Below are 26841 nucleotides of genomic sequence, written 5' to 3' on the forward strand. Positions count from 1 at the left end.
GTCAGAGCGCCGAATACAGCGCCTCGAACAGCCGCAGCGCGCGGGGGTCGCCGATCAGGTGCGGCGACTGGCGCGTCATGACATAGGCGGCCGAAAGCCCCGCCTTCGGATCGGCGAAGGCGCAGGAGCCGCCCCAGCCGCAATGGCCGAAGGCCTCCGCGTTCGGACCGAAGATGTTCAGCCCTTCATTCAGGGTGAAGCCCGCGCCCCAGCCCATGTCGAAGGGCAGCACCCGGTCGCGGCCGCGAATGCGCTCTTTGGACGCCTCGGCCACGGTGCGGGCGCTCAGCACCTCGTCACCATCCAGCACCCCGCCCTGGGCGAAGGGCGACAGGATGCGGGCCAGGTCGCGCGCCGTGCCGTGCAGATTGGCCGAGGGGATCTCGGCCATGCGCCATTCCGTCGAACCGCGCCCGCCGGGAGCCGAGCCGCGGTCCAGGAAGGCCGCCTTCTTTATAGCGTCGATGATCCCTAGGTCCGGCGCCGCCGAGGGCTTGCGAAGCTGCGCCACGCGGCCGTGTTCGGCCTCAGGCAGGCCGATCCACAGGTCCAGACCATACGGGTGGGCGAAGTCTTCGCGCAGCGCCGTCCCCATGGTCCGCCCGTCCAGGCGACGGAACAGTTCGCCGGCCAGAAAGCCGATGGTGATCGGGTGATAGCCGGACGCCGTGCCAGGCTCCCACATCGGCGCCTGAGCGCACAGCCGGTCCAGCACCGCCTGGCGGTCGAACCAGATGGCCGGCTCCACCGTCTCGGAAAAGCCCGGCAGGCCGGACTGGTGGCTCATCAGCTGGCCGATGGTGATCCGGTCCTTGCCGGCCTGGCCAAACTCGGGCCAGTGGAAAGCGACCCGGTCGTCATAGGCCGCCAGCCCCCGGTCGACGCAGCGCGCGATCATCGTCGCCATCACCGACTTGCCGGTCGAGAAGACCGGGACCAGCGTCCGCTCGTCGAACGCCCGGGTTCGCGCCGTGTCGGCCCACCCGGCCCACAGATCGATCGCGACCTCGCCGTCGATGACCACCGAGAAGCGCGCGGCCAGTTCGTCCAGCCCCTCGGGCGCGTCGGTGAAATTGCGGGCGAAGGCGTCCTTCACCGCGCCGAAACGGTCGGGGCACAGGCTGTGGATGTCGGGCAGGTCGGTCATGGTCCTGATCTAGCCGCGCGCGTCCAGCCACGCCAGCACGCCCTCTGCGGCCACAACGCCCGAGGCGAAGCTGGCTTGGAGCAGGTAGCCGCCGGTCGGAGCCTCCCAGTCCAGCATTTCACCGGCGACGAAGACGCCGGGGCGCGCGGTAAGCATCAGCCGTGCATCCGCCTGATCCAGCCGCACGCCGCCGGCCGAAGAGATGGCTCGCTCCAGCCCTTGAACGCCGGTCACCGTCAGGGGCAGGGCCTTGAGGCGCGCCGCCAGGGCTTCGGGCTCGGCCGGGATGTCGCCGGCTTCGCGCAGCAGGGCGACGGCGACGGGCGCCAGGCCCAGCGCCTTGCGCAGCCAGTTCGACAGGCTGTCCCTGCCGCGCGGGCGTGACAGGCGGCGAGCTAGGTCCTGCACAGAGGCGTCGGGCCTCAGGTCCAGTCTCACAGCGGCATGACCGTGTCCCTCGACCGCTTCGCGGATGGACGCGAACAGGGCGTAGACGGCCCCGCCCTCCAGCCCATAGGCCGAGATCAGGGCCTCGCCGCGGACCCGATTTTCGCCAAGCGACAGGGCGATCCCCTTCAACGGCGTTCCCGCGAAGCGCTCGATCAACGGCGCGGACCAGGCGATGTCGACGCCGGCGTTGGCGGGGCGGAAAGGCGCGACGGCGACGCCTTCGGCCTGCAGCAGGTTCATCCAACCGCCGTCGGAGCCCAGGCGCGGCCAGCTGGCGCCGCCGAGCGCCAACACGACGGCCGAGGCCGGTTCGAACCGCTCGCCGTCCGGCGTGTCGAAGGCCAGAGCCTCGTCGCGCCAGCCGGTCCAGCGCGAGCGGGTGCGGACCTCGACGCCCAGCCCATTCAGCCGGGCCAGCCAGGCGCGCAGAAGCGGCGAGGCTTTGAGCGCCTTGGGAAACACCCTGCCGGAGCTGCCTACGAAGGTTTGCTGGCCCAGCCCTTCGGCCCAGGCGATCAGGTCGGCAGGCGTGAAGCGGTCCAGCCAGGGCGTCACGCTCCCTTCGGCCTCGGCGTATCGGCCCTGTAACTGATCCAGCGGCTCGGCGTGGGTGAGGTTCAGCCCGCCGCGGCCGGCCATCAGGAACTTGCGCGCCACTGACGGCATGCGCTCGTGCACGACCACGCGCCGGCCGGCCTGGGCCAGGCGCTCGGCCGCCATCAGGCCGGCCGGACCGGCGCCGATGACGTGGATGGGGGCCTTGGAGCTCATCGGCTGCTTCCTGGACCGGAACGGCGTGGCGCGCCATACGCTAGCTCTTGATGAGCGTAGCCTTCACCCGCGAGGAAGACCTGGAAGCCACGGCGGCGGACCTGCCGGATCGGCCGGTGTCGACGCACGCCAATCTGGTCACGCCCGAGGGACTGGCCGCCATCGACGCAGAGCTGGCGTCAGCCCGCGCCGCCTATGGCGCGGCCCAGGCCAACGGCTCCATCGAGGCCGACCGCACCGCCATGGCGCGGGCGACGCGGGACCTGCGCTACTGGTCGGCGCGCCGCGCCAACGCCCAGCTGGTCGAGCCGGGTGAGGCGGACGGCGCCGTGCGGTTTGGCGGCGGCTTCACCATCGAGCGCGAGGACGGCCGCACCCAGACCTGGCGCATCGTCGGCGAGGACGAGGCGGATCCGGCGAACGGCACCGTCAGCCACGTCTCGCCCCTGGCCCGCGCCGCTATGGGCCGCCGCGCCGGCGACGAGATCATCGTCGCCGGTCAGGCCTGTGAGATCGTCGCGGTTCAGTAGCCTCCGGCGCCGCGCTCGCGCGCGATCGGGGTCCAGTCCAGAACGAACCGCTCCAGCAGGCGCACGGCGTAGCCGTAGGAGCCGGACGGCCGCACGTCGCTGGCGCCGCCATACGCCGCCGAGGCGATGTCGAGGTGCGCCCAGGGCGTTTCCGGCCGCACAAACTCGCCGATGAACCAGGCCCCCGTGCCGGCGCCCGCGCCGCCGTCGCCGGTGTTGCGCAGGTCCGCGATCGAGGAGCTGAGATAGCGGGCGTAAGACGGATGCAGCGGCAGCCGCCACAGCGGCTCCCCGGTGGCCAGGCCGGCGCGCTGCAGCTGGTCGGCCATGGCTTCGTGGCGCGTGAACAGGCCGGCGTATTCCGAACCCAGGGCTCCGCCGACCGCACCGGTCAGGGTGGCGACATCGACGACCACCGACGGGTTGAAGGTGTTCTCGGTCCACACCAGGGCGTCGGACAGGACCATGCGGCCCTCGGCGTCGGTGGAGATGATTTCGATGGTCTTGCCGTTCATGGCGGTCACAACGTCGGCCGGGCGTGCGGCCGTGCTGCTGGGCATGTTCTCGGCCAGGGCGGCGACGGCGATGACATCGACCGGCGCGCCCGACTTGGCCAGGGCCAGGACCGTGCCGGTGACGCTGGCCGCGCCCGACATGTCCATCTTCATATTGCCCATGCCGGCGCCCGGCTTGAGCGAGATGCCGCCGGTGTCGAAGGTGATGCCCTTGCCGACCAGGGCGATCGGGCCGCCTTCGGGCGCGCCCTGACCGCGGTAACGGATGGCCATCAGGCGTGACGGCCGCGCCGATCCCTGGCCCACGCTCAACAGGGCGCCCATGCCCAGCCGCTCCATCTGCGGCACGTCCAGCACCTCGATGGTCACGCCCGGCACCCCGGCGAAGGCCTGGCGGGCGCGGTCGACGAAGCTTTCCGGATAGACGATGTTGGCCGGTTCGTTGGAGATGTCCCGAGTCCAGGCCATGGCCTCGATCAGGGCGCGGCCGCGACGCTCGAACTGGGCGCGGGCGGCATCAGCGCCGACGACCGTCAGGACGCCCGGCGCGGCCTGCTCACGGCCCGTGGTGCGGTGCAGGTCGGACCGGTATTCGCCGAGACCGAAGCCGGTCAGGAACTCCGCGGCCTGATCCGCCGGCAGGCCGCCGGCCCAAAGGGTGGCGGGCGCGCTGTCGGTGTGCAGCATCCGGCCCGCTGCGGCGCCGGCGCCCTGAACATCGTCCATCGACGGATTGGCGCCCAGGCCGACGACCACGATCCGATCCCAGCCGCCCAGGCCGCGAAGCGCCAGCGTCTGGCGCGCGCCGTATCGGAAATTCGCCGAGGTCAAGGCGCGCTGCACCGACTGGAGCACGGCCGGGTCCATGGAGGCGGCGCGGGCCGCTAGTTCGCCCTCGGACGAAAGCGGCAGGATCAGAGTTCCCGTCTCGGCGCCCGCCTGGGCGGCGAAGGTCACGGGACGATTGACCTGGGCGGCGGCGATATGGGACTGGACGCCGGCGATCGTGGCCGACGCCTGGTTCTGACGGCGGATCTGGGCCTCGGCCGAGGTCGGGGCGAGGACGGCCAAGCCGAGGGCGACGGCGAGGGCGGAGGCGGCGACGGAACGCATGGACGTGAAACTCCCGGGGTTGTCGTTGGCCTGTTTCGGAAAAGGCGCGGCACCTTGACCGTCCCGCGCCCGCGCCGCACCCCGGAACGGCCGCGACCTTTTGTCCCGCCGACGCCCGGCCGCCTGCAACCGCATCCGACGCGCGTTTCCGGGCGTTGGCGACACCATGCATCCCCGAACCCCAGATGGCCGATACTTCGTCGTTCGCGGCCGCCTGTGGCGGCGGAGCGATCCCGGCCTGTCCGAGGAGCGGCGGGGCGAACTGGTCAGCGAACTGATGGCCGCCCGTCGCGCCGTGCGCGAAGCCCACCGGTCGGGCGAGGGCCTGGCGGAGGCCCGGTCACGCGTGGACGCCGCCAAGGTCGCGCTGGGCGAACGCGGGCCGCCCTGGTGGAGCGACGGGGCGCCGGACTATAACCGTCACATGGCCCGCAACACGCCCTATGCGGACTGGTTCGGCGCGCTGGACGACTGAACCGTCAGCCGACCGCGTGGAGCGCCGCTCCATGCTCGCGCAGCCAGCGGCGGAACGGGCGGTGGTCGCCGACCAGACGATGTACGACCGCCCAATAGGCGGGGCTGTGATCGGCGTGGACCAGATGGGCCACCTCATGGGCGGCCAGGTAGTCGATGACCGGTTCGGGCGCCATCACCACCCGCCACGAGTAGCGGATCGAACGGTTGTGCGGGCTGCAGGAGCCCCATCGCGATCGGGTGTCGACGATCGAAATCCGCACGGGGCCTCGGCCCGCCTGGCCGCCAAGGCTGGCCAAATGGTGTTCGGTGCGGGCGGTCAGGAGGTCTCGCGCCTGGCGCTTGAACAGGTTCTCGACGCGGCGGGCGAAGGCCTCGCCCTCTCCGCCGGACAGAATGACGGGCTCGCCGTCCCTTTCGACCAGCCGGGCCGCGCCGGCGCCGCCGGTCGCCTCCAGACGGATGGGGCGGCCCTTCAGGCTGACGGTCGCTCCCGGCTCCAGCGGCCGGCTTTCGGCGCGCGCCGCCAGACGCTCGGCGATCCAGGCGCCGCGTGAGCGGGCGAAGGCGACCGCCTGGGCCAGGCTGCGTTGCGAGGGGGCTACGACCACCGCCTCGCCCCGGCGCGCATCGATGCGCACCGACAGGCGTCGCGCGCGCGGATTGACCGTGAGCAGAAGGGCCGGAACCCCGTCCTCAGGCGGCAGTCTTTGACCGTGGCTGAACCGCACTGACGGCCTCGTTGCGGGCGATGAAGTCGCGCACTCTGGGATAGATTTCGTCTCTGAACCGACGGCCGTTGAAGACCCCGTAGTGGCCGACCTCAGGCTGGACGTAGAGCTCGCGGCGCGTCTTGGGAATGTTGGCGCACAGGCCGTGCGCCGCCTGGGTCTGACCGACGCCGGAGATGTCGTCCTTCTCGCCTTCCACCGTCATCAGGCCGATGTCGGTGATGGCGCCCAGATCGACCGGCCGGCCGCGATGCTCCAGCAGGCCGCGCGCCAACAGGTGCTGCTGGAAGACGATGTCGATGGTCTGGAGATAGAACTCCTCGGTCAGATCCAGGACCGACAGATATTCGTCATAGAACTGTTCGTGCTTCTCAACTCCGTCGCCGTCGCCCGACACCAGGTCGTCGAAGTAGCGGCGGTGGGCGTCGATGTGCTTGTCCTCGTTCATCGACATGAAGCTGAACAGCTGGACGAAGCCCGGATAGACCCGCCGACCGAACCCGGGATAGGGCCAGGGCACGGTGTGGATCATGTTGGACTTGAACCAGGTGAAGGGCTTTTCCTCCGCCAGCTGGTTGGTCACCGTCGGCGACAGGCGCGCGTCGATCGGCGAGCCCATGAAGGTCATCGACGCCGGGCGGTTGGGGTCGTTCTCCTCGGCCATGACGGCGCAGGCGGCCAGCACCGGCGGGCCCGGCTGGCACACGCCGACGACGTGGGCGCGCGGGCCGATCACGGCCAGCATTTCGCGCACATGGTCGATGTAGTCGTAGAAGTCGAACCGGCCCTCCAGCATCGGCACCTGCCGCGCATTGGTCCAGTCGGTGACGTAGACGTCGTGATCCTGGATGAAGGTCTCGACCGTGCCGCGCAGCAGGGTGGCGTAGTGGCCCGACAGGGGCGCCACAACCATGACGGCCGGGGCCGCCGCCGGCTTTCCGGCCCGCTTCAGATCGCCGACGTGACGGGCGAAGCGCACCAGGCGGCACCAGGGCGAAGACCAGACGACCTGTTCGGTCGTTCGCACCGGCTTGCCGTCGATCTCGACGGTCTCCAGCCCCCAGGCCGGCTTGCCGTAGCGTCGCGTGACGCTCTCGAACAGCTCGGCCGAGGCATAGGCCGTGCGTCCGATTGCGGTGTCGGACGCGGGGTTGAAGGGCGAGGTCCAGAACTGGCGCGCCATCTGGGCGCCGATCCGGAAAGGCGTCGCCGAATGATAGGCGAGCTCGTGAAGGGCGTAGAGCATGAAGTCCTGTTCTTGGCCGCCGGGTTGTGCAGGGCAGCATAGAACGCGCGGCGGCGCAAAAGGATTAAAAGAGGCGGTCGCTCGCGACTTCAGCGGAGATCAGTTCAACCCCGCTCCATCGCCCGGCGGATCACGTCGGCCGACCGGTCAGGCCCCAGGTCGTGCGCCAGGGCCGAACGGAACTGGCCGTCGGGCCCCATGAGATAGATCGTGAGCGAGTGGTTCATGGTGTAGGCCTCGCCGTCGCCGGCCTTCTCGTAATAGGCGCGATAGGATTTGGCGGCCTGGGCCACCTGCTCGGGCGTGCCGGTCAGGCCGATGACGCCGCGCGGGAAACCGTCCGAGGACAGATAGTCGTTCAGCAGCTGCGGCGTGTCGCGTTCGGGGTCCACGCTGATGAAGACGATCTGCAGGTCGTCGGCCTGCGCGCCCAGCCGCTCCTTGGTCGCCGCCAGCGTGCCCAGGGTCGCGGGGCAATAATCGGGGCAATGGGTGAAGCCGAAGAAGACCAGGCTCCATTTGCCGTCAAGCAGGGTCTGATCGACCGTCTCGCCGTTCTGGTCGATCAATTGGAAAGGTCCTCCGACCTGCGGCTGGCCGGTCGAGGCGACTTCCATCGAGGCGGGCTTCGAACCGCCGGCAGTGACCACGATGGCGGCGATGGCGATGGCGGCGGCGAGCGCGATGCAGGCGCCGGCGAACAGCAGCACGGGACGACGGGGCATTCAGGAACCTTTCGCGGCGAGGACGCAGCGCGTCTATAAGGCCAGGGTGACCCTCGCCCAAGTCCCCTCCGCGCCGCAGGGCGCCGATCCCGTCCGCCGCGGCCGCGGCCTGAGCCTGCGCACCCTGGTGCTGCTGCGCTGGCTGGCGATCGCCGGACAGTCGGCCGCCGTCCTGATCGCCTGGGGGGTGCTGGAGTTCCCCCTGCTGATCGGCCCGTGCCTGGGGGTGATCGGCGCCAGCGTCCTGTTCAACCTGGTCGCCTCGGCGCGGTTGCAGCAGGCCGACGCCGGTCTGCCCGACGGACCGCGCACGGCCTGGCACCTGGGCTTCGACATCCTGCAGCTGGCGACCTTGCTGGCGCTGACGGGCGGGTTGGACAATCCGTTCTGCATCCTCCTGATCGCGCCGGTGACCATTGCGGCGGCGGCCTTGCCGGGGCGGCAGGCGGCGGCGCTGGGCGTGCTGGTTCTTATAGTCACGGCGGTTCTGTTCACCTGGTCGCTGGATCTGCCCTGGCGGCGCGGACAGCATCTGGTCCTGCCCGGCCTCTATCACTTGGGCATGGGCCTGGCGCTGGTGACAGGCGTGGTCTTCACCGCCGGCTACGCCTGGCGTGTGGCCGCCGACGCCGAGAAGCTGGAGCTGGCCCTGGCCACGACCCAGGACGTGCTTCAGCGCGAGCAGAGGCTGGCGGCGCTGGGCGGGCTGGCGGCGGCGGCGGCGCACGAACTGGGCACGCCGCTGGCCACCATCCAGATCGTGGCCAAGGAACTGCTGCGCGCCTCGCCCGCCGGCACGGGGGCGGCCGAGGACGCGGCCCTGATCCTGCAGCAGTCCGAACGCTGCCGGGAAATCCTGACCCGCCTGTCGCAGCAGCCCGAGGACGGGGACGCGCTTTACGCCGACGTTGGCCTCAAGGCGCTGCTGGAGGAGGTGGTAGAGCCGCACCGCGGGTTTGACTTGAACTTCGAGGTGATCGTGCGTACGCCCGACGGCCACGCCCATCCGCGCGTCAAGCGCCTGCCCGAGGTCATTCACGGCCTGTCGACCATTGTTGAAAACGCCGCCGATTTCGCCGCTTCGAGCGTGCGTGTTTCCGCGCTCGTGGATGCGGGATGGATCACGATCGAGGTGGTGGATGACGGTCCCGGCTTCGCTAGCGACATCCTGCCACGGCTTGGCGAGCCCTATGTGACCAGCCGGCCGCACGGCAAGGCGCGGCTGGCCCTGGCGGCGCAGCTGGCCGCCGCTGCGGCGCGCCCAGGGGGGCGCAAGGCGCTGAAGTCGATGCCGCCGGCCGAACTGGTGGCTCCGAGCCAAGGCGGCATGGGTCTGGGCTTTTTCATCGCCCGCACCCTGCTTGAACGAACCGGCGGCGAGGTCTCCGCCGGCTCTGGAGACGGGAGCGGACGCCAGAAGGGCGCCCGCGTCTCGGTGCGATGGCCTCGCCAGGCGCTCGAAGTGTCGCAGGGGGAACCGGAAAGCTTGACCTGAGCTTCACGGGCGCCGACTTGAAGGGGATGGAGATGACGACGATGTCCGAGATCGAAGATCAGATCGCCGCCTTGCCCGACCGCAGCCTGCTGCTGCTGGATGACGACCAGGCTCTGCGCACCCGCCTGGGGCGCGCCCTGGAGACGCGTGGCTTCGAGGTCACGACGGCCGAATCCGTGGCCGAGGCCAGCCAACATCTGCGGCAGGCCGCGCCCGCCTTCGCCGTGCTCGACATGCGGCTGGAGGACGGCAACGGTCTCAAGATCGTCGAGGACCTGCGCGCGCGGCGCGAGGACGCCCGGATCATCATGCTGACCGGCTACGGCGCCATCGCCACGGCCGTGGCGGCGGTGAAGGCCGGCGCGGTCGACTATCTGCAGAAGCCCGCCGACGCCGACGACGTGGTCAAGGCCCTGCTGGCGACGGGCGAGGCCCCGGAGCCGCCGGAAAACCCCATGAGCGCCGACCGTGTGCGCTGGGAGCATATCCAGCGGGTCTATGAGCTGTGCGACCACAATGTATCCGAAACCGCGCGCCGTCTGGGCATGCATCGCCGGACGCTGCAGCGCATCCTGGCCAAGCGCGCGCCTCGATAGGCTTGCTTTTGAGCGCTATGCTCGCGACGCGGTCGCTCGCGGCTTGAGCGCGATTAGCGCTCGACGTTTTTGGCGGTGCTATCGCGTCGCGGCGTTGAGAATGCGCCGGTCGGCCTTGGCTTGGACCATGACGGCGACGGCTTCGCCCGGCTCAAGACCGCTGGGCAGGCCGAACAGGACCGGCCGACCGGCCCAGTCGCCCAATCGGACCACGTCGCGCACCACATTGACGTGACGAACCGCCTGGCCGCGGTTGTCGCCGCCCTCGACGGTCACCACCTGGGCGCCCGGCCGATAGATCACGGCGATCACCTCCGCCCCGCCGCGAGGCGCGCGGCCTGAGCCGACCCCGACACGGTCGCCGGTGGCGCGGAACTCGATCTCCGGCGGAAAGATTCGACGCTCGGCCTCTTCGCGGATGGCGTCGGTCAGTTCGATCGAGCGCGCGCCTGAAATCTGACGCCGGCCGTCCACCACCACCTGCGGCGTCGACACGGAGCGAAGCTTCAGCGCCTGACGATAGGCCCTCTGCCGCTCGACAAACTCGGGTCGGGCGAAGGTGTCCGACCAGCCCAGATAATCCCAGTAGTCGACGCCATAGGTCAGGGCGATGACGCCGGGCGTCTCCGCCGCCCGCTCGACCGCGCGATTGGCTTCCGGGCAGCCGGCGCAGCCCTGGGCGGTGAACAGTTCCACCACCACGGGCGCGTCGCGGGCGATGACCACGCGTGGCGCAGAGGCCGCCGGCTGAGCCGACGAACCCGCTGCCATGCCGCCGGCGAGCGCGAGCCCCGCCGCAATGATCCAGCCCCTGGCGTTCATGTTCAGACCCATACGCCGCCAGCGGCCCTACCGCGCCTCATAATCGCGTGAAGCCTTAGATCAGGGGCGAGAAGGCCTGATCGGCAGGCAGTGGCGCGAACAGGGCGTCCAGATCCGCGTCGGTCACGCCGTCCAGGGCCGCGGGGGACCATTTCGGCGCGTTGTCCTTGTCGACGATGACGGCGCGCACGCCTTCCTGGAAGTCGTGGGTGCGCACCACCCGGCCGCCCAAGGCGTATTCCATCGCCATGTTGTCGGCGAAGCTGTCCATCGTCGCGCCGGTGCGGATCTGGCGCAGTGACACCTTTAGCGACTGGGGCGACTTGGTCTTCAGGATGTCCAGCTGCTGGCGCGCCCAGTCCGATCCCTCGGCCTCCAGAGCGGCGAAGATTTCCTCGACCGTGTCGAAGGCGAACAGGCGGTCGATGGCGTCCAGATGCGCCTCGATCGGCGCCTCGCCGGCGTCGTCCTCCAGGCCGTCGGCGATATCGGCCGGGTGGGCAGGATCGGTGGCCAGGATCGCCTTGAAGGCCTCCAGGGCGTCGGTCGGCAGATAGTGGGTGTGAATGCCCAGGAAGACCGTGTCCGCCGCCTTCAGTCGCGCGCCGGTCAGGGCGATCCAGACGCCGGCCTGGCCCGGCAGGCGCGGCAGGAACCAGCCGCCGCCCACGTCAGGGAACAGGCCGATGCCGGTCTCGGGCATGGCGTAGGTAGTCCGCTCGGTGGCGATACGCACCTCGGCCGGCTCGGAGATGCCGACGCCGCCGCCCATGACGATCCCGTCCACCAGCGCCGTGATGGGTTTGGGATAGTCGAACATCAGGGTGTTCAGCCGATACTCGGCCAGGAAGAAGGCCTTGGCCTCGGACGCGTCGCCTGCCCCGCTCTCGGCGATCATGCGGATGTCGCCCCCAGCGCAGAAGCCGCGCTCGCCGGCATGGTCGATCAGCACCGACTTGACCGCCTCCTCAGCGCGCCACTCCAGCAGGGCGGCGGTCATCGCCTCGCACATGCCCCGGTTCAGCGCATGGATCGCCCTGGGCCGGTTCAGAGTGATGCGGCCGACGCCGTTTTCGACGCGGGCGAGGATTTCGGGTTCGGGGGTCATCTCGACTTCGCTCATCGCGCCAGCTCCCGCGCCACGATCACGCGCATGATCTCGTTGGTGCCTTCCAGGATGCGGTGCACCCGCAGGTCGCGCACGATCCGCTCCAGCGGATAGTCCTTCAGATAGCCGTAGCCGCCGTGCAGCTGCAGCGCCTGGTCGGCGATCTGGAAACAGGCGTCGGTGGCCAGCCGCTTGGCCATGGCGCACCATTTGGTCTTCTCGGGATGATCGGTGTCGATGGCCCAGGCGCCGCGCAGCACCATCAGGCGCGCCGCCTCCAGGTCGGTGGCCATGTCGGCCAGCTGGAACTGGGTGTTCTGGAACTCGCCGATCGATTTGCCGAACTGCTTTCTGGACGCGACGTAGTCCTGGGCGGTCTCCAGCGCCAGCCGCGCGCCGCCCAGCGAGCAGGCGGCGATGTTCAGCCGCCCGCCGTCCAGCCCCGCCATCGCATAGCGGAAGCCGGCGCCCTCTTCGCCCAGCAGGTTGGCGACCGGCACACGGCAGTCGTCGAACTGCACGATGGCGGTGGGCTGGGCGTTCCAGCCCATCTTCTTTTCCTGCGCGCCGAACGACAGACCGGGCGTGCCGGCCTCGACCAATAGGGCGCTGATGCCTTTCGGCCCCTCGCCGCCGGTGCGGACCATCACGACATAGACGTCCGACGCGCCCGCGCCCGAGATGAAGGCCTTGGCCCCGTTCAGGACGAAATGATCGCCGTCGCGCACCGCGGTGGTGCGCAGCGCCGCCGCGTCGGAGCCCGAGCCCGGCTCGGTCAGGCAGTAGCTGGCGATCTTCTCCATGCTCGTCAGCGACGGCACGAAGCGGCCGCGCAGATCGTCCGAGCCGAAGCGGTCGATCATCCAGGTCGCCATGTTGTGGATCGAGATGAAGGCCGCCGTCGCCACGTCGCCGCGCGACAGCTCCTCGAAGATCACCGCCGCCTCGACCCGGCCCAGCGCCATGCCGCCGTGTTCCTCGCCCGTGTAGATGCCGCAGAAGCCCATTTCGGCGGCCGCCTTCATGACGTCGACGGGGAAATGCTTGTCCTCGTCCCAGCGGGCCGAGTTCGGCGCCAGCTGGTCGTCGGCGAAGGCGCGGGCCGCGTCCTGAATGGCGCGCTGGTCTTCGGTGAGGGCGAAATCCATGAGGTCCTCCGGCTCGCGGGCAGACCCCGCTGTTGGGGGGCTTCTAGACCAGACAGGCGGCCGATGCAGCCCCGCCGGTCAGCTCAGTCCCTCGCCCTCGTCCAGGCCCAGTATGAGGTTCAGGTTCTGCACCGCCGCGCCCGAAGCGCCCTTGCCCAGATTGTCCAGCAGCGCCACCAGACGCGCCTGTTCGCCGGAGCGATCGCCGAACACATGCAGCCGCAGACGGTTGGTGCCGTTCAGCCCCTCGGGCGTCAGACCACCCATGGCTTCCGTCGCCTCCAGCTCCGCCACCTCGACGAAGCGGGCGCCGGCGTAGGCCTCGACCAGGGCGCCATGCACCACCTCAATGGAAGGCGAGCCCGGCAGGGCCGACAGATGCAGCGGGACCTCGACCAGCATCCCTTGGCGATAGTTTCCCACCGCCGGGGCAAACAGCACGGGCCGCGTCAGGCCGGCGTGCTGGGTCATCTCCGGCACATGCTTGTGCTTCAGGCTCAGCCCATAGGCGCGGAAGGGATCGGCCGCGCCGCTTTCGAACTCGGCGATCATGGCCTTGCCCCCGCCGGAATAGCCGCTGACGGCGTTGACGGTAATCGGCTGATCGGCCGGCACGATCCCCGCCCGCACCAGGGGCGCCATCAGCCCCAGAAAGCCGGTCGGATAGCAGCCGGGGTTGCTGACACGCGTGGACTTGGCGATCCGCTCGCCCTGTCCCGTCGCCATTTCCGCGAACCCATAGGTCCAGTCCGGATCGACCCGATAGGCGGTGGAGGCGTCGATGATCCGCACCGCGGGGTTCTCGACCATGCCCACGGCCTCCCGGGCGGCGTCGTCCGGCAGACACAGGATCACCGCATCGGTGGTGTTCAGCGCCTCGCGCCGGGCCTCGACGTCACGCCGACGGTCGCCCAGCAGCATCAGTTGCAGATCGCGGCGCGTCTCCAGCCGCTCGCGGATCTCCAGCCCCGTGGTGCCGGCCTCGCCGTCGATGAAGATGGTGTGGGTCATGATCTGGCCTCCAAAGAAAAAGGCGCTCCGGGTTTCCCCGAAGCGCCCCTTCGTAACCGACTGGCGGTCGCCAGTTAGCGCTTCGAGAACTGGAAGCTGCGGCGAGCCTTGGCGCGGCCGTACTTCTTGCGCTCGACGACGCGGCTGTCGCGGGTCAGGAAGCCGTGCGGCTTCAGAACCTTGCGCAGTTCCGGCTCATAGTGCGTCAGGGCGTGCGACAGGCCGTGGCGGATGGCGCCGGCCTGGCCCGACAGGCCCGAGCCCTCGACCGTGCAGACCACGTCGAACTGGGTGGCGCGGTCCGAGACGTTCAGCGGCTGGGCGACCATCATCTGCAGCACGGGGCGGGCGAAATACTGGGCCAGCTCCTTGCCGTTGACGGTGATCTTGCCCGAACCCGGCTTCACCCACACGCGGGCGATGGCGTTCTTGCGCTTGCCGGTCGAGTAGGCGCGGCCCTGGGCGTCCAGCTTCTGGACGTGGACGGGCGCTTCGTTCTCGGCCGAGGCGGACAGGCCCTTCAGGGCGTCGAAACCGGTGGCTTCGGTGTTGGTCACGTCGGTCATGCTCAGACGCTCCGGGTGTTCTTGGGAGAGGCCGACGCGAAGTCGATCGTCTCGGGCGACTGGGCTTGGTGGCTGTGCTCGGAGCCGGCGAACAGACGCAGGTGCGTCATCTGCTTGCGGGCCAGCGGGCTTTCCTTGGGAAGCATGCGCTCGACGGCCTTCTCGAGCACGCGCTCGGGGAAGCGGCCGTTCAGCACCTTCTCAGGCGTGGTCGACTTGACGCCGCCCGGGTGACCGGTGTGGCGATAGTAGACCTTGTCGGTGTTCTTCTTGCCGGTGAACACCACCTTGTCGACGTTGGTGACGACGACATAGTCGCCGCAATCGACGTGGGGGGTGTAGGTCGGCAGGTGCTTGCCGCGCAGACGGTTGGCGATGAAGGTCGCGAGACGGCCCACCACGACGCCTTCGGCGTCGATGTGGATCCACTTCTTCTCGACCTCGGCCGGCTTCAGCGAAGCCGTAGTGCTCTTCAGCATGACGAGGGTCCTGGGACGACGGAAAAACGAGGGTCCGGCCGGACGGGCCGAACGGAAGGCGCGCTCTTAGAGCAGGCGCGGCCCGTCGTCAATGCGGTTAAGGCGCACCAAATCGCACTAAGGCTATGATCCAAAATCAGTTTTCTTCTATGGTATTAAAATACCCGACCCTTTATCGCCGATCGTCGCCGATGAAGGCTCCGGCGATCCAGCTGACCACGCCGGTAACGATGGCCGCGCCGATGCCCGCCCACAGGCCCGCGACGGTGAACCCGCCCAGGAACATGGAGGTCAGGCCGATCATCGCGGCGTTCACCACCAGCAGGAACAGACCCAGGGTCAGGATGGTGATGGGGAAGGTCAGCACCACCAGGATCGGCCGCACGAAGGCGTTGACCAGGCCCAGGATGACGGCCGCGGCGATCAGCGATCCGGTCGAGGTGAAGTCCACCCCCGGCACGATCCGGGCCGACAGCCACAGGCCGATGGCCGTCACGACGGCCTGGACGATGAACCTCAGCATGACGCGCTCCCTTTGTTCAGCTTGACCATATAGCGCACGAGGCGCCGTTCCGCTCCCGTGCAATCGGCTGCTAGTCTGCCGGCCTCGGACACGGAGCTTGCCCATGAGCCTTCACGGCGCCTACGACCCCGACAACATCTTCGCCAAGATCCTGCGCGGCGACATCCCCTCGGTGACGGTGTGGCAGGACGACCATGTGCTGGCCTTCATGGACGTGTTTCCGCAGTCCGAAGGCCATGTGCTGGTGATCGACAAGGCCTCGACGGCCCGAAACCTGCTGGAGATCGAACCCGAAGCGCTGTCGCGGCTGGCGCTGGCGGTGCAGCGCACGGCGCGCGCGGTCGAAAAGGCGCTGAAGCCCGAGGGCGTCAGCATTCTGCAATTCAACGGCGAGGCCGGAGGCCAGACCGTCTTCCACCTGCATTTCCACGTCGTGCCGCGCTGGTCGGGACGCGAGCTGAAGGGCCACGGACACGCCCCCATGGCCGACACGGCCGCGCTCAAGACCCTGGCCGAACGCATCGCAGCGGAACTGGACTAGACTCGCCTGCCGACCTTCGATCCGAACGGCGCAGGCCGCAGGCAGAATGAATAGTCTCCGTCCCAGGCCGTCGGAGACCATAGCGCCGGCTCCGGCGCGCCGGCCATGAAGCGTGCGTGGGCATGGCCCCAGCCGCCCTCCCGTCGGGCGCCGCCCGGCAGGGGGCCCAGACGCTCCAGCAGCCACGGCGACACGACCGGCAGGCGGGTCTTGGCGGCGCCGAGCCGCCGCGCGGCGGCGATCAGCGTCCGAAGCAGGACGGCGCAGCCCTCGGCCTCCTGATCGAGGGCTGTCAGATCCAGTATCTCCAGCACAGCCGGCTCGAGCGGGTGCCCCTTCGCCAGCAGGGCGACGGCGACTGCCGTCAGCCGACCATGGCGACGATAGCCCAGGATGAGCGGCGCCCGCACCAGGTCTGGATCGGCGAGACGCCAGGCGATCTCCGAAGGACACCGATCGACGCGCAGACCGCCTTCGGCGCTCAAATCCGACCAGTAGGCGGCGTAGTCGCTGCGGCGACCCAGCCGCGACAAGATCTCCACCGTGTCAGGCAGGATCAAGGGCAGGGGATCGGCCAGGCGCCGGGTCACCAGTCGCTCGGGAAACGCTGTCCTGCGCGGCCCTAGCCGGGCGGCGGCGCGCCACAGACGTGAGCGGGCGCAGACGGCTGGATCGGCCATCCAGGACAACTTCAGCCCTGAGGTGGCCGGGGGCCAGGGGCGCATGCCGTGTCGAGCGTAGATGGGCGCCGACTGCGCATTGGCGTTCAACGTATAGTGAGCGAACACGCCGTCCTGAGCGAGAAAGGCCTCGATCAGTCTTCGGCCGGCGCCCTTGGCCGACGGTTTGACGACGATGGAATAGCCCGTCGCGCCCCTGAGGCGTCGGCCCCGGTAGGAGAAAGGCAGGATCATGTTGCCGAGGAATCCCGCAACCTGGCCGTCCGAATCCTCGACCACCCATCCCTGCGGGGCGTGAATCTCCCGAGCGGCGGGACAGGCGGCGAGCCATTTCCACCCTGCCTCGGACCGGTCGGGCCAGCCGACGGACCGCAGCAGGGCATTGACCGACGCATGGTCTTCGAGACGAAACGGCCGAACCATCATACATCCTCCGACGTCGGTATAATCCAAGGTTGTAAACTGTCCCTGAACTCGCGCGACGAGCGCGCGCCGCTTCCGCGACGGTTGCGCCCGCGCGCTTAACGCTTGTCGGGACAAGGCCGCCGTGCTCGATATGCGGGCTTCCGGCGCAGCCCCGGCTACAGGGGCGCGCAAGCATCATGGAGTAGGCCGTTGAGCACGACGGACGGGGGAGGAACGCTTACGGCGTCGCCTCGAAAGACATTCCTGGGACACCCGCGGGGGCTGGTGATCCTGTTCTTCACCGAGATGTGGGAGCGCTTCTCCTACTACGGCATGCGGGCGCTGCTGGTGCTGTATCTGACGCAGCACTTCCTGTTCGGCCCGGCTGAGGCGCAGGGCATCTACGCCGCCTACGCCGCGCTGGTTTATCTGATGCCGGTTCTGGGCGGCATGATCGCCGACAAGTATCTGGGCTCGCGCAAGGCGGTGATCATCGGCGCAGTGCTACTGGTCGCCGGTCACTTCACCATGGCCTTTGAGGGCTCGGGCGGGCGTGAATATCTGACCGTGGGCGGCACGGAGTATGTGCTCGAGGTCGAGGGCCGCGATCAGGATCGCCGCATCTTCGCCGTCAATGGTGATCAGCGGACGGAAATCCGCATCTCGCCGGAGGGCATATCCACGGTCGGCGCCGAACCCGGGGCTGCGCTGGCCGCCGATGCAGCCGCCAGCGCCGTGTCGCAGGCCGAAACGGGTCAACCGCCTATCGGTGCGGCCTCGCCAGCCGTCGACGCCGCCACCGCTGGCGCGCAAGGCGCGGTTGCGGCAACAGCAGTGACACCCGCAGGCGCCTTCCCTTCACAAGTCGCCACGGGCGGCTACGAGCTTCGCACGGTCCGGGATCTTCGCGCCGAGCCGGTGCTGTTCCTGGCCCTATCGCTGATCATCGTTGGCGTGGGCTTCCTGAAGGCCAACATCTCCACTGTCGTCGGCTCCCTCTACGAAGAAGGTGATCCGCGTCGTGATGGCGGCTTCACCATCTTCTACGTCGGCATCAACCTGGGCGCCTTGCTCGCCACGCTGCTGTGCTCCTGGCTGGGCATCAAGTATGGCTGGGCTTATGGTTTCGGCCTCGCCGGCTTCGGCATGCTGTTCGGCCTGCTGACCTTCATCTTCGGACAGAGCTGGCTAGAGGGTCGCGGCGGTCCGCCCCAACCGCTCGAGGGCCGCAAGCTTCTCGGCGTTCCTCTCGTGCCCTTCTTCTGGATCGCCGGCCTGATTGCGGTCTTCCCGACTTGGCTGCTGATCCGCGATCACAGCCTGATCGAGGGGGCGCTGCCGGTGGTGGCGGGTCTCATCTTCGCGGCCGTGGTCGGTTACACGGTCGTGAAGCTCAAGGGCGCGGAGCGCAGCCGAATGCTGGTCGCGCAGGTGTTGATCTTCTTCTCGGTTCTGTTCTGGGCCCTGTTCGAGCAGGCCGGTTCGTCGCTGACCCTGTTCGCCGACCAGTCCACGGCCATGCCGCACTGGTTCAACGCCGCCATGACGCAGTTCTTCAACCCCGCGATCATCGTCACACTGGGACCGGTCGTGGCCGGCCTGTGGGTGTGGCTGGGCAAGCGCGGGCGCGAACCGTCCACGCCGGTCAAGTTCTCCTTCGGTCTGGTGTTCGTGGGCGCGGGCTTCCTCCTTCTGGCCTGGGCCGCGGGTAACGCGTTCAACGTCGATTTCCGCGTCCCGCTCCTCTTCCTGTTCCTGACCTATCTTCTGCACACGCTCGGCGAGCTGTGCCTGTCGCCGGTCGGCCTTTCCATGATCACCAAGCTGTCGGTGGATCGTGTCGTGGGCCTGATGATGGGCGTCTGGTTCCTGTCCAGCTCGGTCGCGCACATCGTCGCCGGCCAGATCGCCAAGGCCACGGCCACGGACACGGTCGCGGGCGTGGTGACGGATCGCGCTGGGGCCTTGGAGACCTATGGCTCGATCTTCGGCACCATCGGCTGGGTCGGCGTCGGCGTCGGCGTCTTCCTGCTGGTTCTGTCGCCGATCCTGAAGAAGGGCATGGCCGGGGTTCACTGATCCCGACTACGCGCTGAAAAAAGAGGGCGGCGTCTCGATCGAGGCGCCGCCCTTCTTCTTTGATCCGAACAAGCGGACGTCAGAACGTCTTGCGCACCCGGATCTGGTAGAAGGTGCGCGGGTCGACGAAGCGGTTTTCGACGAAGGCGATCGGGCGGGTCGTGCGGTTGGCGTAGACCTCGCGCTCCTGAGAAAAGTCATCCCACAGGTTCACCTGGCCGCGGATCGACAGGGTCGGGGTCGGCTTGTACTCCGCCCAGAGCTCCAGATAGTCGCGCCCGCGCCAGCTGGACTTGAAGTCCGGATCGAAGCTGGCCTGGCCCAGCAGCGGGATGTAGGCGGCGCCGTACTGCAGCTTCCAGCTGTCGATGTCCTGCTGGAAGGTGATGACCGCCTGGGTCGGGCGCACGCCCGAAATCGGACGCCGCTCGCCTGTCGTCGGATCGGTGACCTCGGTGCGGTTCCAGCTGTTGCGGAAGCCGAACTGGCCGCCCGAGACCCCCAGCTTGTCCAGCGGCACTGTGATGTTCAGGGCCAGTTGGTCCAGCGTGCCGTCGCCGATGTTGCCGATGGCCGACAGGCCGCCGGGCAGGGGGATCACATCGATGGCTTCGCGGATCTCGTCATGGCGCAGGCCGACGGAGACGACGCCCTCGCCCCAGAAGCGGCGCTCGTAGATGACCTCGCTGACCCAGCGCTGTTCAGGCTTCAGGTCGATGTTGCCGCCCTGGACGTTCTCGTCCTGAAAGTTGGCCGAGGCCGCGAAGTCGTCGAAGTCCAGCTGACCCAGCACGCGCTCGAAGCGGAAGCGCAGCTGGTTGTCGGCCATGGGAGTCCAAGTCACCAGCAGGCGGGGCTTGGCGTAGAAGAAGCTCTCTTCCTGATCCGCGTCCCCTGACTGGCTGATGGTCGAGGATTCCAGCCTCAGGCCGGCCTCGACGTTGAGCTTGGGGCTGACCCGCCAGCCGGACTTGGCGAACACCTCGCCGCGCGTCTCTTCGACCTTGACGGTCGCCGACGGCAGGGGCACCGCCACGCCGCCGACCGTATAAGCCTGTTCCGTGTCGAGCATGTTGTAGGCGATCTCGCCGCCCAGCTCGAAGTTCAGGGTCGGCGACCGCTCGTAGCGCACCAGGGCACGGGCGATGCTTTCCGAGGAGTCGCCGACGGAGCGGAACACCTGCTCGGGGCTGTTGACGTCCGCGACACGGTTGCGCGACGTGGAGGTGGCGTCGAACTCGTTGAACTGATGCATCAGCCGGGTCTCCAGCTTCAGATCGTCGCGAAGCGGGCGGGTGTAGACCACCCCGAACTCGCCGCCGCTGGACTCCTGGTCGCTAAGATTTTCGCGGCGTATCCCGGTCGCGGTCTGCAGGTTGATCCCGTGCCAGTCGTTGCGGCCATAGCGGGCGGTCAGATCGACCTTGCCGCCCGCAAAGGGCGTGGAGAAGTTGCCGCGAACCGACTGACCGCCGCCGTAGCCGTCGTTGTAAAAGTCTTCGTCGCGCGTGACAGTCCCGTCGGGCGCGCGGCGGATCACACGGCCCGCGCCGTTGGAATCGCTCATTGAGATGCCGTCAGACAGGGTCAGGCCATAGCTGCGCTCCCCTTCGCGGGCGGTGAATTGATAGGAGCCGCCGAATAGATCCTGTCCGCCCTCGAACAGATTGGCGTTCCAGGTGACGATGTGCTGGCGGCTGGCGGTGGTCTTGAGGACCACGTTCACCACCACCGAATAGCCCTGCATGTCTATGCCCGGCGCGCCGCCGCGGATCAGCTCGATGCGGTCCACCTGATTGGCCAGCGTGCGGCCGAGCACATTGGTGCCGGTGTCGTTCTTGGAGGCAGGTCGCGCGCCGTTGATCAGGATGTTTCCGACCGCGCCCTCGAAACCGCGCGCGCCCGAGCCGTTGTCGGCCGAGAAGCCCGGCACGCGATTGACCATGTCCAGCGCCGTGTTCGGGCGCTGCTCGGCGAAGAAGTCCGGCGTGAAGACCAGCACGCCCCGATCGGCGGCGTCCACCAGCGGCGAGGTCGAGGTCGGACCGGTCGGAACCGGGCGTTGGGCGACCTGGGGGTCGCGGCCGTCGGCGCTGGCCTGGGCCAGGGCGGCGTTGGGAATGAGCAGCAGGGCCGTGCCGGCCAGCAGAATGGTCTTGGACATCACGGTCCCTCCTCGTGTGGCGCGAAGGTGGCCGTCCCGCCTTGATCAAGCCAGTTACAAGGCGGCAAGGTGGATTAAACATTCGCCATCTATTACAATGGTTTAAGATTAAGAATCGGCAATGTTCGCGCCGCATTCCGGCCGCGATTCGTGGGAGGGCATTCTGATGATCCGACGAGCGATGGCGCTGGTCCTTGCGGCCATGCTGATGTTGCCGGCGCAGCCTGGGCGCGCCCAGGACGCCGACTCTGCAACTCAGGTCGAGGACATTATCGTCACCGCGCGGCGTTCGGGCGCGCCGATGTGGGAGGTCACCCAGGGCGACCGAACCCTGATCTTGGTCGGAGCGATCACGCCGCCGCGCGAACTGGAATGGCGGCCCGACGCCTTGGAGGCTGCCACGCTGCGGGCTGACCGGATCCTATTTCCCCAACAGGGGCGCGGTTCGGCGGCGGATGTGCTGCGCCTGATCTGGCGCATCCGCACCATCTCCAATCTGCCGGCGGGCACGACGACCGCGGACTATCTGGAGCCCGAATGGCAGTCGCGGCTGGAGGCCGTCATGGCGGGCGAGCGCAATGCGCGCTGGCGCACCACCAATTTCGTGCCGCTCAGCATTGATCTTCTCAATGACAAGGCCGGGTTCTCGCGGCGCACCCGTGCAGGGCCTGACGACGTGGTGCGCCGCGCGGCGCGTCGCACCAGGGTCCCAGTCACGCCCGTGGGCGTCATTCGCGGCGACGAACTGATCGACAGCCTGATCAACGCCCCGCCGTCCACCTACGCGCCGTGCGTCAAGGCGGCCATCGTCGCCGCCGAAGGCGGGCCGGAAATGACCCTGGCCCGCGCCGAAGCCTGGCGCCGTTTCCGGGTGGCTGAGGTCGCGGCCTCGCCGATCGATGCGGCGCTTGACGTGTGCTGGCCCTGGGGCGATCCCGAGGTCGCGCCCCTGCTGCGCAGCCAGTGGGACGAAGCGCTGAACCAGGCGTTGGCCCAGCCCGGCGTCACCCTGGCGGTGGCGCCGATCCGGCTGCTGGCGCGACCCGGCGGCGTGCTTGACGCCCTGGAGGCGAGGGGCCTGGAGGTCGAGGGGCCGGAATGGCGTCCGATCACGCAACCGACAGGTGACGCGGCCGATTCAGGCGTCTAGACGGAATCTACGCCTTGAAATGGCCGCGCTCGGTCGTTCGAACGGGCTGACCCATCCTCTGATCCGCCGCAGGACCGCTGAATGACCGCGCCCGTCGACGCCTCGATGCTCAATCCCATCGAACTCTTCATGCACGCCGACTGGGTGGTGAAGTCGGTGATGATCGGCCTGGCGGTCGCCTCAGTCTGGTCCTGGACCGTCATCATCGACAAGGCCGTCCGCATCGGCCGCCTGAACCGTCAGGCCGACGCCTTCGAGGCCGACCTGAACTCGGGCCGCTCGCTTGAGGACGTCGCCGCCCAGGCCGGGCCCCAGCCCGCCCACGCCCTGCCCCAGATGCTGAAGCTGGCCCTGGCGGAGTGGAAGGAGACGCGGCAACGCGGGCCGGTTGACGCCGACCAGGGCGGCCTGCTGGTCGCGCGCATCGACCGCTCGCTGAACAGCCTGATCGCGCGGGAAGGCCAGAGGGTCGAGAACGGCCTGGGCGTGCTTTCGGTGGTCGCCACCTCCTCGCCCTTCATCGGCCTGTTCGGGACGGTCTGGGGCATCATGAACGCCTTCGACGCCATCGCCTCGGCCGGCAACACCAATCTGACGACCGTGGCCCCGGCCATCGCCGAGGCCCTGTTCGCCACCGCCATCGGCCTGGGCGCGGCCATCCCGGCTTATATCGCCTACAACAAGTTCTCGATCGACGCGGGCAAGTATGTCGGCCGTCTGGAGGCCTTCGCCGACGACCTGCAAGCCGCCGTGGCGCGCCGCCTGGCCTCGCCGTCAACCACTCCGCCCCCGCCGCCCCCGCCCTCGTCGGACTTCAGCCTGCGCCGGAGCGCCTGACCCATGGCCCTGGGCGGAGGAGGCGCGGCCGGCGGCTCGGGCCGCGGCCGTGGCCGCAGGCGGCGCGCACCGCTGAGCGAGATCAACGTCACGCCCCTGGTGGACGTGATGCTGGTGCTGCTGATCATCTTCATGATCTCGGCGCCGCTGCTGACGGTCGGCGTGCCGGTCGAACTGCCTCAGACCGAGGCGTCCGCCGTCGAACAGACGCAGGAGCCCCTATCGGTCTCCATCGATCAGAACGGCGCCATCTATGTCGACGACGCCGAGGCGGCCTGGGACCAGTTCGTGCCGCGTCTGCGCGCCCAGGGCGGAGACGGCGAGGGCGCGGCCACCGACCGGCCGGTCTTCATCCGCGCCGACGGGCGCGCGCCCTATCAGGCGGTGGCGCGCGTCATGGCGCGCCTGTCGGCCTCGGGCTTCACCAAGCTGAACCTGATCACCGACACCGCGCCGGATGCGGCGAGCGGAGGCTGACCGCTTGCGTCGTCCCAGCCCCGCCGTACTGGGATCCATCGCCCTTCACCTGGGGGTGGCTTCGCTCGCCCTGATTTCCTTCCCGCGCAGCGAGCCGCGTCCTCTGCCGTCGTCCGTGCCGGTTTCGATCGTGTCCGACATCGAGATCGCGGCCGCCGCGCCCGACAATCCGCAGGAGGAGCTGTCGCCCGACGACGGCGCCACGGCCCCGCCGCCGCCCGAGCCCGAAGTCGCGCCGCCACTGCCCGAGCCGACTCCGCCGACGCCGCCCGCCCCCGCACCTCGGCCGACACCGACACCCACGCCGCGCCCGCCCGAGAAGAAGGCGCCGACGCCCGCGCCGACGCCGCCGCGTCCGGCGCCGCCCACGCCGGCCCCTCCCACCAAGAGCCAGCCGACGCCGCCGCGTCCTGCGCCTCCGCGTCGCGAGGAAAGCCTGGACCTTGACGCCTTGGCCGGACCGCCGCGGCCCACCGGCACGACCGGCCGCCCCGCCGCCGGTCAGCAGGGCGCGGGCCAGGCGCCGCGCGCTACAGGACCGCAGCTCAGCGCGCTCGCCTCGCAGGTGACGCCGCACTGGAACGTCAACTGCGAGATGCCCGGAGCGGACAATCTGACGATCCGCGTCACGGTGCGCCTAGCCGCCTCGGGTCAAATCATCGGCAATCCACGTCTCGATGGCGCCCGCAGCGACGCGGCCTGGCGCGCCGCGTCGGACTCCATGTTGCGCGCCCTGCGGGCCGCCGCCCCGTTCGACGTCCCAAGCGGCTTCGAAACCCAGGACGTACCCTTCCGCTTCGAGACCGCGCGCCAGTGCGGCAATCGTTAGGGGCAAGTCGGATAACGGGATCGTCATCGCCGTCCTGATCGTTTCGTGCCCCAGGCCATCCCAATATCGCCCCAATCCCGGTCAAGCTGAGCGGACCGGGCCGAGACTTCCAAGGAGACCCCCATGCGTCTGACGCTTCTGCTGGCATCTGCCGCCGCTCTGGCCCTGACGACGACGGCCAACGCCCAGACCGGCCAGCCCGCGCAGAGCGCGCCGGTTCAGGACGTGGTGGTCGATCAGGGCGTGCTGCGGCCCTTTCCCATCGCCATCGCCCCCTTCAGCGGCGCGAACGGCGCGGATATCTCCAATGTGGTGTCGGGCAATCTGCGGCGCTCGGGGTATTTCGCGCCGCTGGACCCGCGCAGCTTCATCGAGACCAATCTGACCCTGGCCAATGCGCCGAACTTTCCGCAGTGGACCTCGATCGGCGCCCAGGCGGTGCTTTACGGGTCCGTCACACCGCGCCCCGACGGCCGCAACGACGTGGGCTTCCGCCTCTACGATCCCTACCGCCAGTGCCAGCTGGTCAGCTATCAGTTCACCGCCACGCCCGAGCAGTGGCGCCGTATCGCGCACAAGATCTCAGACGTCGTCTATCAGCGCATGACAGGCGAGAACGGCTTCTTCGACAGCCGCGTGATCTTCGTGTCGGAAAGCGGCACTCAGCTGAACCGCTTGTCGCGCCTGTCGATCGTGGATCAGGACGGCTTCAACCCCGTCTATCTGACCCAGGGCGACGAGGTGATCATGTCTCCGCGTTTCTCGGCCTCCAATCCGGACGAGGTGACCTATGTGGCGCTGGGTCGTGACTACAGCCGTATCTATCTGCTGAACCTGTCGACCGGCCGTCGCGAGAATCTGGGCGAGTTCGACGGCCAGGTGCTGGCGCCGCGCTTCTCCAACGACGGGTCGCGCGTCGCCTTCTCGATCATTCGGGGGGGCAACACAGACATCTACGTGATGAATCTGCGCACGCGCCAGCTGTCGCGCCTGACGACCGATCCGGGGATCGACACCTCGCCCTCGTTCAGCGCCGACGGCTCTCAGATCGTCTTCACCTCCGATCGCGGCGGCTCGGCCCGGCTCTATGTCATGAGCGCAGACGGACGCGGCCAGCGGCCGATCTCTCGCGGCGGCGGCATCTACACCGCCCCGGCCTGGAGCCCGCGCGGCGATCTGATCGCCTTCACCAAGCAGCAGGGCGGGCGCTTCCACATCGGTGTGATGCGGCCTGACGGCTCGGGCGAGCGCATCCTGTCGTCCTCCTATTTCGAGGAAGGCCCGTCTTGGGCGCCCAACGGCCGCTACATCATGTTCGCGCGTCAGACGCGGGGCGGCGACACCCGTCTGTGGACCGTCGACCTCTCGGGCCGCGTGGTGGCCCAGGCCGGCTATGACGGGCGCGGCTCCGACCCGGCCTGGTCGCCGCTTCTAGACACGCCGCCGGCGACGCTGGGCCTGAACCAGGGGCCGGATTCCTGCCCCTCGTAACGCTGTTTGGGTAACGCGCGGTCACGAGCGGAGCCTTATCGCTCAACTGTGCGTTACCCCCGCTGGCGCGATGCGGTGACCGCCGCTAGCAGCAGCTTCAAGGCAAAGCTTGGGGCGAGGCCCCGAACCAGATTTAGGAGACGCCCAGATGAACACCCGCACCCTCGTCAACCTGGCCGCCGTGGGCGTGATCGCCGTGGCCGTCACCGCCTGCACCCCGCGTCGTCCCGTCGACACGGTCGTGCCCGACACGGCCCCGCCGGCCACGGGTCCGGCCTATCCGACCGCCCCGACCGGCCCGGTCTCGGGAGGCAATGTCGGCGCCGCCGTTCCGGGCTCGGAGCAGGACTTCATCGTCAACGTCGGCGACCGCGTCTACTTCGACCTGGACAGCTATGAGGTGAAGTCGGACGCCTATCCGCGCCTGGACGCCCAGGCCCAGTGGCTGCAGCGCTATCCGAACGTGCGCATCCGCATCGAAGGCAACGCCGACGAACGCGGCACCCGCGAATACAATCTGGCTCTGGGCGCCCGCCGCGCCGAGTCGGTGCGCAATTATCTGGTGGACCGTGGCATCCCGGCGGCCCGCATCGACACCATCAGCTTCGGCAAGGAGCGTCCGATCGCCGAGGGTTCGACCGAGGACGCCTGGGCCCGCAACCGCAACGCCCACACTGCGATCGTCTCCGGCGCACAGCGCTGATTTCGACGCCCTGATTGATCAGACCGGCCGGGCTG

Annotated in this window: 27 protein-coding genes; 12 read left to right on the plus strand and 15 right to left on the minus strand. The window is 68.9% G+C overall.

Annotated features, from left to right (window positions below; genetic code table 11):
* Position 1 precedes the first annotated feature (1 nt).
* Complete coding sequence (locus E4M01_RS03165; protein ID WP_135062280.1) at positions 2 to 1147, minus strand: serine hydrolase domain-containing protein; 1146 nt, start codon at positions 1145 to 1147, stop codon at positions 2 to 4.
* 9 nt (positions 1148 to 1156) lie between these two features.
* The gene (locus tag E4M01_RS03170) at positions 1157 to 2368 is read right to left on the minus strand and encodes a TIGR03862 family flavoprotein (protein WP_135062279.1); all 1212 of its coding nucleotides are present in this window, start codon (positions 2366 to 2368) and stop codon (positions 1157 to 1159) included.
* Positions 2369 to 2418: 50 nt separating this feature from the next.
* Between E4M01_RS03170 and greA the strand changes: the two genes are divergently transcribed.
* Positions 2419 to 2898, plus strand: a complete 480-nt coding sequence (greA, locus tag E4M01_RS03175) for a transcription elongation factor GreA (protein WP_135062278.1) — start codon at positions 2419 to 2421, stop codon at positions 2896 to 2898.
* Here greA and E4M01_RS03180 read toward each other — a convergent pair.
* A complete protein-coding gene (locus E4M01_RS03180) occupies positions 2892 to 4526 on the minus strand; it encodes a leucyl aminopeptidase (protein ID WP_135062277.1) in 1635 nt (544 codons plus the stop codon). The genes greA and E4M01_RS03180 overlap by 7 nt on opposite strands.
* Positions 4527 to 4692: 166 nt before the next feature.
* Between E4M01_RS03180 and E4M01_RS03185 the strand changes: the two genes are divergently transcribed.
* Positions 4693 to 5001, plus strand: a complete 309-nt coding sequence (locus E4M01_RS03185) for a hypothetical protein (RefSeq protein WP_135062276.1) — start codon at positions 4693 to 4695, stop codon at positions 4999 to 5001.
* Between the two features lie 4 nt (positions 5002 to 5005).
* Here the strand turns inward: E4M01_RS03185 and E4M01_RS03190 are convergent, their stop codons facing one another.
* The 3 genes from E4M01_RS03190 to E4M01_RS03200 all read right to left on the minus strand — a co-directional run bounded on the left by E4M01_RS03190 (position 5006) and on the right by E4M01_RS03200 (position 7702).
* Positions 5006 to 5731, minus strand: a complete 726-nt coding sequence (locus E4M01_RS03190) for a M48 family metallopeptidase (protein ID WP_135062275.1) — start codon at positions 5729 to 5731, stop codon at positions 5006 to 5008.
* Entirely contained in the window at positions 5697 to 6977 is a 1281-nt protein-coding gene (locus E4M01_RS03195) for a polyhydroxyalkanoate depolymerase (RefSeq protein WP_135062274.1), read from the minus strand. The genes E4M01_RS03190 and E4M01_RS03195 overlap by 35 nt, the downstream gene beginning before the upstream one ends.
* Before the next feature lie 104 nt (positions 6978 to 7081).
* Positions 7082 to 7702 (minus strand): SCO family protein, encoded by a 621-nt coding sequence (locus E4M01_RS03200; RefSeq protein ID WP_135062273.1) that lies wholly within the window; start codon positions 7700 to 7702, stop codon positions 7082 to 7084.
* Between the two features lie 46 nt (positions 7703 to 7748).
* Here E4M01_RS03200 and E4M01_RS03205 point away from each other — a divergent pair, with 46 nt between their 5' ends.
* A complete protein-coding gene (locus tag E4M01_RS03205; protein ID WP_245158188.1) occupies positions 7749 to 9197 on the plus strand; it encodes an ActS/PrrB/RegB family redox-sensitive histidine kinase in 1449 nt (482 codons plus the stop codon).
* Between the two features lie 41 nt (positions 9198 to 9238).
* Positions 9239 to 9793, plus strand: coding sequence for an ActR/PrrA/RegA family redox response regulator transcription factor (locus E4M01_RS03210; RefSeq protein ID WP_135062271.1), 555 nt, complete (start codon positions 9239 to 9241; stop codon positions 9791 to 9793).
* Between the two features lie 78 nt (positions 9794 to 9871).
* On the opposite strand, the gene E4M01_RS03215 is transcribed toward E4M01_RS03210, so the two are convergent.
* From E4M01_RS03215 to E4M01_RS03245, 7 genes are all read right to left on the minus strand, one after another.
* Complete coding sequence (locus E4M01_RS03215; RefSeq protein ID WP_135062270.1) at positions 9872 to 10615, minus strand: thioredoxin family protein; 744 nt, start codon at positions 10613 to 10615, stop codon at positions 9872 to 9874.
* 55 nt (positions 10616 to 10670) lie between these two features.
* A complete protein-coding gene (locus E4M01_RS03220) occupies positions 10671 to 11738 on the minus strand; it encodes an enoyl-CoA hydratase/isomerase family protein (protein ID WP_371682911.1) in 1068 nt (355 codons plus the stop codon).
* The gene (locus tag E4M01_RS03225) at positions 11735 to 12871 is read right to left on the minus strand and encodes an isobutyryl-CoA dehydrogenase (protein ID WP_135062269.1); all 1137 of its coding nucleotides are present in this window, start codon (positions 12869 to 12871) and stop codon (positions 11735 to 11737) included. Before E4M01_RS03225 ends, E4M01_RS03220 begins: the two co-directional genes overlap by 4 nt.
* A gap of 78 nt (positions 12872 to 12949) precedes the next feature.
* Positions 12950 to 13882 (minus strand): N-acetyl-gamma-glutamyl-phosphate reductase, encoded by a 933-nt coding sequence (gene argC, locus E4M01_RS03230; RefSeq protein ID WP_135062268.1) that lies wholly within the window; start codon positions 13880 to 13882, stop codon positions 12950 to 12952.
* 74 nt (positions 13883 to 13956) lie between these two features.
* A complete protein-coding gene (rpsI, locus tag E4M01_RS03235) occupies positions 13957 to 14448 on the minus strand; it encodes a 30S ribosomal protein S9 (protein WP_135062267.1) in 492 nt (163 codons plus the stop codon).
* A gap of 2 nt (positions 14449 to 14450) precedes the next feature.
* Positions 14451 to 14924, minus strand: a complete 474-nt coding sequence (gene rplM / locus E4M01_RS03240; protein WP_209316095.1) for a 50S ribosomal protein L13 — start codon at positions 14922 to 14924, stop codon at positions 14451 to 14453.
* A 175-nt stretch (positions 14925 to 15099) separates the two neighbouring features.
* Positions 15100 to 15450: a phage holin family protein gene (locus E4M01_RS03245; RefSeq protein ID WP_135062265.1), complete on the minus strand. Its 351-nt coding sequence runs from the start codon at positions 15448 to 15450 to the stop codon at positions 15100 to 15102.
* Between the two features lie 103 nt (positions 15451 to 15553).
* Here E4M01_RS03245 and E4M01_RS03250 point away from each other — a divergent pair, with 103 nt between their 5' ends.
* Positions 15554 to 15991 (plus strand): HIT family protein, encoded by a 438-nt coding sequence (locus tag E4M01_RS03250; protein WP_135062264.1) that lies wholly within the window; start codon positions 15554 to 15556, stop codon positions 15989 to 15991.
* On the opposite strand, the gene E4M01_RS03255 is transcribed toward E4M01_RS03250, so the two are convergent.
* Positions 15988 to 17097, minus strand: a complete 1110-nt coding sequence (locus E4M01_RS03255; RefSeq protein ID WP_135062263.1) for a GNAT family N-acetyltransferase — start codon at positions 17095 to 17097, stop codon at positions 15988 to 15990. The genes E4M01_RS03250 and E4M01_RS03255 overlap by 4 nt on opposite strands.
* 264 nt (positions 17098 to 17361) lie before the next feature.
* On the opposite strand from E4M01_RS03255, the gene E4M01_RS03260 reads away from it, so the two are divergent.
* Positions 17362 to 19155, plus strand: coding sequence for a peptide MFS transporter (locus tag E4M01_RS03260; RefSeq protein WP_135062262.1), 1794 nt, complete (start codon positions 17362 to 17364; stop codon positions 19153 to 19155).
* A 79-nt stretch (positions 19156 to 19234) separates the two neighbouring features.
* Here the strand turns inward: E4M01_RS03260 and E4M01_RS03265 are convergent, their stop codons facing one another.
* The gene (locus tag E4M01_RS03265; protein ID WP_135062261.1) at positions 19235 to 21319 is read right to left on the minus strand and encodes a TonB-dependent siderophore receptor; all 2085 of its coding nucleotides are present in this window, start codon (positions 21317 to 21319) and stop codon (positions 19235 to 19237) included.
* Between the two features lie 166 nt (positions 21320 to 21485).
* Here E4M01_RS03265 and E4M01_RS03270 point away from each other — a divergent pair, with 166 nt between their 5' ends.
* The 6 genes from E4M01_RS03270 to pal all read left to right on the plus strand — a co-directional run bounded on the left by E4M01_RS03270 (position 21486) and on the right by pal (position 26806).
* Complete coding sequence (locus E4M01_RS03270) at positions 21486 to 22469, plus strand: TraB/GumN family protein (RefSeq protein WP_135062260.1); 984 nt, start codon at positions 21486 to 21488, stop codon at positions 22467 to 22469.
* 81 nt (positions 22470 to 22550) lie between these two features.
* On the plus strand, positions 22551 to 23306 hold the full coding sequence (gene tolQ / locus E4M01_RS03275; protein WP_135062259.1) for a protein TolQ: 756 nt from the start codon (positions 22551 to 22553) through the stop codon (positions 23304 to 23306).
* A gap of 3 nt (positions 23307 to 23309) precedes the next feature.
* Positions 23310 to 23783, plus strand: coding sequence for an ExbD/TolR family protein (locus tag E4M01_RS03280; RefSeq protein ID WP_135062258.1), 474 nt, complete (start codon positions 23310 to 23312; stop codon positions 23781 to 23783).
* 4 nt (positions 23784 to 23787) lie between these two features.
* Positions 23788 to 24612, plus strand: a complete 825-nt coding sequence (locus tag E4M01_RS03285; RefSeq protein ID WP_135062257.1) for a hypothetical protein — start codon at positions 23788 to 23790, stop codon at positions 24610 to 24612.
* A 123-nt stretch (positions 24613 to 24735) separates the two neighbouring features.
* The gene (gene tolB, locus E4M01_RS03290; RefSeq protein ID WP_135062256.1) at positions 24736 to 26103 is read left to right on the plus strand and encodes a Tol-Pal system beta propeller repeat protein TolB; all 1368 of its coding nucleotides are present in this window, start codon (positions 24736 to 24738) and stop codon (positions 26101 to 26103) included.
* 148 nt (positions 26104 to 26251) lie between these two features.
* Positions 26252 to 26806, plus strand: a complete 555-nt coding sequence (pal, locus tag E4M01_RS03295; RefSeq protein ID WP_135062255.1) for a peptidoglycan-associated lipoprotein Pal — start codon at positions 26252 to 26254, stop codon at positions 26804 to 26806.
* Positions 26807 to 26841 lie beyond the last annotated feature (35 nt).

The organism is Brevundimonas sp. MF30-B (assembly GCF_004683885.1).
Taxonomy (GTDB): Bacteria; Pseudomonadota; Alphaproteobacteria; order Caulobacterales; family Caulobacteraceae; genus Brevundimonas.

Excerpts from the sequence above, each read along its gene's own strand:
- E4M01_RS03165 (WP_135062280.1), bottom strand. The coding sequence starts at position 1,147 with ATGACCGACCTGCCCGACATCCACAGCCTGTGCCCCGACCGTTTCGGC.
- E4M01_RS03170 (WP_135062279.1), bottom strand. The coding sequence starts at position 2,368 with ATGAGCTCCAAGGCCCCCATCCACGTCATCGGCGCCGGTCCGGCCGGC.
- greA (WP_135062278.1), top strand. The coding sequence starts at position 2,419 with ATGAGCGTAGCCTTCACCCGCGAGGAAGACCTGGAAGCCACGGCGGCG.
- E4M01_RS03180 (WP_135062277.1), bottom strand. The coding sequence starts at position 4,526 with ATGCGTTCCGTCGCCGCCTCCGCCCTCGCCGTCGCCCTCGGCTTGGCC.
- E4M01_RS03185 (WP_135062276.1), top strand. The coding sequence starts at position 4,693 with ATGCATCCCCGAACCCCAGATGGCCGATACTTCGTCGTTCGCGGCCGC.
- E4M01_RS03195 (WP_135062274.1), bottom strand. The coding sequence starts at position 6,977 with ATGCTCTACGCCCTTCACGAGCTCGCCTATCATTCGGCGACGCCTTTC.
- E4M01_RS03200 (WP_135062273.1), bottom strand. The coding sequence starts at position 7,702 with ATGCCCCGTCGTCCCGTGCTGCTGTTCGCCGGCGCCTGCATCGCGCTC.
- E4M01_RS03210 (WP_135062271.1), top strand. The coding sequence starts at position 9,239 with ATGTCCGAGATCGAAGATCAGATCGCCGCCTTGCCCGACCGCAGCCTG.
- E4M01_RS03215 (WP_135062270.1), bottom strand. The coding sequence starts at position 10,615 with ATGAACGCCAGGGGCTGGATCATTGCGGCGGGGCTCGCGCTCGCCGGC.
- E4M01_RS03220 (WP_371682911.1), bottom strand. The coding sequence starts at position 11,738 with ATGAGCGAAGTCGAGATGACCCCCGAACCCGAAATCCTCGCCCGCGTC.
- E4M01_RS03225 (WP_135062269.1), bottom strand. The coding sequence starts at position 12,871 with ATGGATTTCGCCCTCACCGAAGACCAGCGCGCCATTCAGGACGCGGCC.
- argC (WP_135062268.1), bottom strand. The coding sequence starts at position 13,882 with ATGACCCACACCATCTTCATCGACGGCGAGGCCGGCACCACGGGGCTG.
- rpsI (WP_135062267.1), bottom strand. The coding sequence starts at position 14,448 with ATGACCGACGTGACCAACACCGAAGCCACCGGTTTCGACGCCCTGAAG.
- E4M01_RS03245 (WP_135062265.1), bottom strand. The coding sequence starts at position 15,450 with ATGCTGAGGTTCATCGTCCAGGCCGTCGTGACGGCCATCGGCCTGTGG.
- E4M01_RS03250 (WP_135062264.1), top strand. The coding sequence starts at position 15,554 with ATGAGCCTTCACGGCGCCTACGACCCCGACAACATCTTCGCCAAGATC.
- E4M01_RS03255 (WP_135062263.1), bottom strand. The coding sequence starts at position 17,097 with ATGATGGTTCGGCCGTTTCGTCTCGAAGACCATGCGTCGGTCAATGCC.
- E4M01_RS03265 (WP_135062261.1), bottom strand. The coding sequence starts at position 21,319 with ATGTCCAAGACCATTCTGCTGGCCGGCACGGCCCTGCTGCTCATTCCC.
- E4M01_RS03270 (WP_135062260.1), top strand. The coding sequence starts at position 21,486 with ATGATCCGACGAGCGATGGCGCTGGTCCTTGCGGCCATGCTGATGTTG.
- tolQ (WP_135062259.1), top strand. The coding sequence starts at position 22,551 with ATGACCGCGCCCGTCGACGCCTCGATGCTCAATCCCATCGAACTCTTC.
- E4M01_RS03280 (WP_135062258.1), top strand. The coding sequence starts at position 23,310 with ATGGCCCTGGGCGGAGGAGGCGCGGCCGGCGGCTCGGGCCGCGGCCGT.
- tolB (WP_135062256.1), top strand. The coding sequence starts at position 24,736 with ATGCGTCTGACGCTTCTGCTGGCATCTGCCGCCGCTCTGGCCCTGACG.
- pal (WP_135062255.1), top strand. The coding sequence starts at position 26,252 with ATGAACACCCGCACCCTCGTCAACCTGGCCGCCGTGGGCGTGATCGCC.